Raw genomic sequence first — 3700 nt, 5'->3', positions numbered from 1 at the left:
GGAAGCCACGAGCGCCACGCCGCGCCCGCCCGCCGCGCGGATCGACGTCCGCACCCCGCGCGTCGCCGGCAGCCTGAACCTGCGCGGCGCCCGCCTGGACGACCTGGTCTTCACCACCTACCGCGAGACGCTGGAGCCGAACTCCCCGCAGGTGCGGCTGTTCGCCCCGCGCGACGGCGCCCAGCCGTATTTCGGCCAGTGGGGCTGGACCGCCGCCGACGGCCGCACCGCCGTGCCCGGCAACGACACCGACTGGACCGCCTCGGGCGGGCCGCTGGCGCCCGGCCAGCCCGTGACCCTCAGCTGGGACAACGGCCAGGGCCAGGTCTTCGAGATCGCGCTGTCGATCGACGAACAGTACATGGTCAGCGCCGAGCAGCGCGTCCGTAACACGGGCGCCGAGCCCGCCACGGTGCTGCCCTGGGTCCGCGTGCGCCGCGAGCACACGCCGCACACCGCCGGCTTCTACATCCTGCACGAAGGCTTCACCGGCGTGCTCGGCGGCCGCCTGCGCGAAGTCACCTACAGCGATGCGAAGTCCGAGGCGGCGCGCCGCTCCGGCACCGCGATGGAGCAGGAGACGACCGGCGGCTGGGCCGGCTTCACCGACAAGTACTGGCTCGCTGCCGTCATGCCGGCCGCGGCCGACCAGACGCTGCGCGCTTCCTACCGCCACGTGAACGAGGGCGGCGGCGCGATGGGCGACCGCTGGCAGGTGGACATGGCGCCGCCGGCGCCCATCACCGTCGCGCCCGGCGCGACCGGGCAGATGGCGACGCGCCTGTTCGCCGGCGCGAAGGAGGTCCACCTCCTCGACGACTACATGTCCCGGCTGGGCATCACCGACTTCGACAAGGCGATCGACTTCGGCTGGTTCTACTTCCTGGTGAAGCCGTTCTTCCTGGCGCTGGACTGGATCTTCCGCCTGACCGGGAACTTCGGCGTCGCCATCCTGATCTTCACCGTGCTCATCAAGGCGGCCTTCTTCCCGCTGGCCAACAAGGCCTACCACTCGATGGCGCGGATGAAGGCGCTCGCGCCCAAGATGACCGAGATCAAGGAGCGCTATAAGGACGACCCGCCGAAGGCGCAGTCGGAGATGATGGCGCTCTACAAGAGCGAGAAGGTCAACCCGGCCTCCGGCTGCCTGCCCATCCTCATCCAGATCCCGGTCTTCTTCGCCCTCTACAAGGCGCTGTTCGTCACCATCGAGATGCGGCACCAGCCCTTCTTCGGCTGGATCCACGACCTCTCGGCGCCGGATCCGACGAACCTGTTCAACCTGTTCGGCCTGCTGCCCTTCGACCCGGCGCAGTGGTCCAACTTCCTGCACATGCCGGCCTGGGCGCTGATCATGGGCGTGACCATGTTCGTCCAGCAGAGGCTGAACCCGCCGCCGCCCGACCCGATCCAGGCCAAGATCTTCGCGTGGATGCCGATCATCTTCACCTTCATGCTGGCGTCTTTCCCGGCAGGGCTCATCATCTACTGGGCATGGAACAACACGCTGTCGGTGGCGCAGCAGTACTACATCATGCGCCACGACCGCGCGGCGGCGCGCGGGGCGAAGACGGCGGGGAAGGCGAAGTGACGAACGGCAGGGCGGGGGAGGGGAACCTCCCCCGCACCCCCTCCCTTCTTTGGCTGTCAGCAAGGCAGGGCGGGCGCGCCGGTAGCGCCCCCCCGGCGAAAGGCGGCAGGACATGACCGGGCTCGCCGAAGCCAGGGACGAGGCTGAACGCGCGGCGCTGATCGAGGCCGGAAGGCTGCTCTTCGCGCGGCCCTGCGCATTCTTCTACGCGGCGCAGAAATCCGACCAGCTCCCGCCGCCGGGCCTGCCGGAAGTCGCCTTCTGCGGGCGGTCGAACGTGGGCAAGTCCTCGCTCATCAACGCGCTGACGGGGCAGAAGGCGCTCGCGCGCGTCTCGCAGACGCCGGGGCGCACGCGGCAGCTCAACTTCTTCAACCTCGCCGAGCGCCTCGTGCTCGTGGACCTGCCTGGCTACGGATATGCCAAGGCGTCCAAGGACATGCAGCGCGACTGGCAGGGCGTCATGTTCGACTACCTGCGCGGGCGGCCGAACCTGTTGCGCGTGATCCTGCTGCTCGACGCGCGCATCGAGACCAAGGCCGCCGACCGCGCGGCGATGGACCTGCTCAACGTCGCCGCCGTCGCCTTCCAGATCGTGCTGACCAAGGCCGACGACGTCGGGCCGCAGAAGCTCGCCGCGCGGATCAAGGAAGCCGAAGCGCTCGCCCGCAGCCATACCGCGGCGCATCCACTGGTGATCGTGACCAGCAGCGAGGAAGGCCAGGGCATCCCCGAACTGCGCGCCGAGATCGCCTCCCTCGCCCTGCCGGAATCGCCGCGCGCGCCCGGCGCCGCATGACCGTTCCGCGACGCCCCGCGGCGGCTTGACCGCATGCAGGGCGCCGCTTAGAGCCGCGACGAACCTCCAGGACGCGCCGCACGATGACCGATGCCGCCGACATGCCCGACGCCATGCAGATCCTCGCCGGCGCGCTGCCTTTCCTGAAGCGCTACGACGATGCGACCGTGGTGGTGAAGTACGGCGGCCACGCGATGGGCGAGGAGGAGACGGCGCTGCGCTTCGGCCGCGACATCGCGCTGCTGGAGCAGGTGGGCGTCAGCCCCGTGGTCGTCCACGGCGGCGGGCCGCAGATCAACGCCATGCTCAAGCGCCTGAACGTGAAGTCCACCTTCGTCCAGGGCCTGCGCGTGACGGATGAGGAGATGCTCGACGTCGTCGAGATGGTCCTCGCCGGCCCGGTGAACAAGCAGGTCGCGGAGGCCATCACGCGCGCGGGCGCGCTCGCCGTCGGCATCTCGGGCAAGGATGGCGGGCTGATCCGCGCACGCAAGCTGCGGCGCACCTACCGCGATCCCGACAGCAACATCGAAAAGGTGCTCGACCTCGGCTTCGTCGGCGAACCGGCGACCGTGGACCCGAAGGTGCTGCACCTGCTGATCGGCGCCGACATCGTGCCCGTGGTCGCCCCCGTCGGCGTCGGCGAGGACGGCCAGACGTACAACATCAACGCCGACACCGCGGCGGGCGCCATCGCCGGCGCGCTGTCCGCCGAACGGCTGCTGATGCTCACCGACGTGCCCGGCGTGCTGGACCCCGAGAAGCGCCTCATCCCCGAGATGACGGTCGCCGAGGTGAAGGCCGGCATCGAGGCCGGCTGGATCTCCGGCGGCATGATCCCGAAGGTCGAGACCTGCATCTACGCCGTCGAGCGCGGCGTGAAGGGTGCGGTCATCCTCGACGGCCGCGTGCCGCACGCGGTGCTGCGGGAACTCTTCACCGACGGCGGTGCGGGCACGCTGATCCGCGCCTGAAGGCCTTCAGCGGGCGGCGGCGCGCGCGAGCGCGTCGATCCGCCACCGGAGTTCCCCTTCGCCGACCGGCGCCGGCCCCATCTCGGTCATCCCCGGCATGCCGGGTGCGAGCAGGCCGACCACCGCCTCCGTCGTCGCCGGGCCGAGCCCGGCCTGCCGGCACATGCCGGCGACGGATTTGGCGCAGCGCGTGGCCACCGCATGGTCCACCGCGCTGCGCGGCACGCGGCTCAGGCCGGACAGGCCGACGGTGACGAACGCGACCTCCCCGCCCCGGGCCGCGCGCAGCATCGCCGCGTCGTCCAGTGCGCCGGCGCGCTGCAGCATGGCGGCGCG

The 3700-nt window shown here is 70.8% G+C and carries 4 protein-coding genes; 3 read left to right on the top strand and 1 reads right to left on the bottom strand.

Going from position 1 to position 3700, the window contains the following annotated elements:
- The 3 genes from yidC to argB all read left to right on the top strand — a co-directional run.
- Positions 1-1591, top strand: a 1591-nt coding sequence (gene yidC, locus GXW76_RS25050; RefSeq protein WP_211864860.1) for a membrane protein insertase YidC, incomplete at its 5' end; no start/stop codon positions are given.
- A 112-nt stretch (positions 1592-1703) separates the two neighbouring features.
- Positions 1704-2390: a ribosome biogenesis GTP-binding protein YihA/YsxC gene (gene yihA / locus GXW76_RS25045; RefSeq protein WP_211864859.1), complete on the top strand. Its 687-nt coding sequence runs from the start codon at positions 1704-1706 to the stop codon at positions 2388-2390.
- An 83-nt stretch (positions 2391-2473) separates the two neighbouring features.
- A complete protein-coding gene (argB, locus tag GXW76_RS25040) occupies positions 2474-3364 on the top strand; it encodes an acetylglutamate kinase (protein ID WP_211864858.1) in 891 nt (296 codons plus the stop codon).
- Between the two features lie 6 nt (positions 3365-3370).
- On the opposite strand, the gene GXW76_RS25035 is transcribed toward argB, so the two are convergent.
- Positions 3371-3700: DUF2336 domain-containing protein (locus GXW76_RS25035; RefSeq protein ID WP_211864857.1), on the bottom strand; the 330-nt coding region annotated here is incomplete at its 5' end.

This window comes from Neoroseomonas soli, from assembly GCF_018129065.1.
Lineage (GTDB): Bacteria > Pseudomonadota > Alphaproteobacteria > Acetobacterales > Acetobacteraceae > Neoroseomonas > Neoroseomonas soli.
The sequence above is the reverse complement of the archived record's forward strand: the minus strand, read 5'-3'. Positions and strand labels throughout refer to the sequence as shown.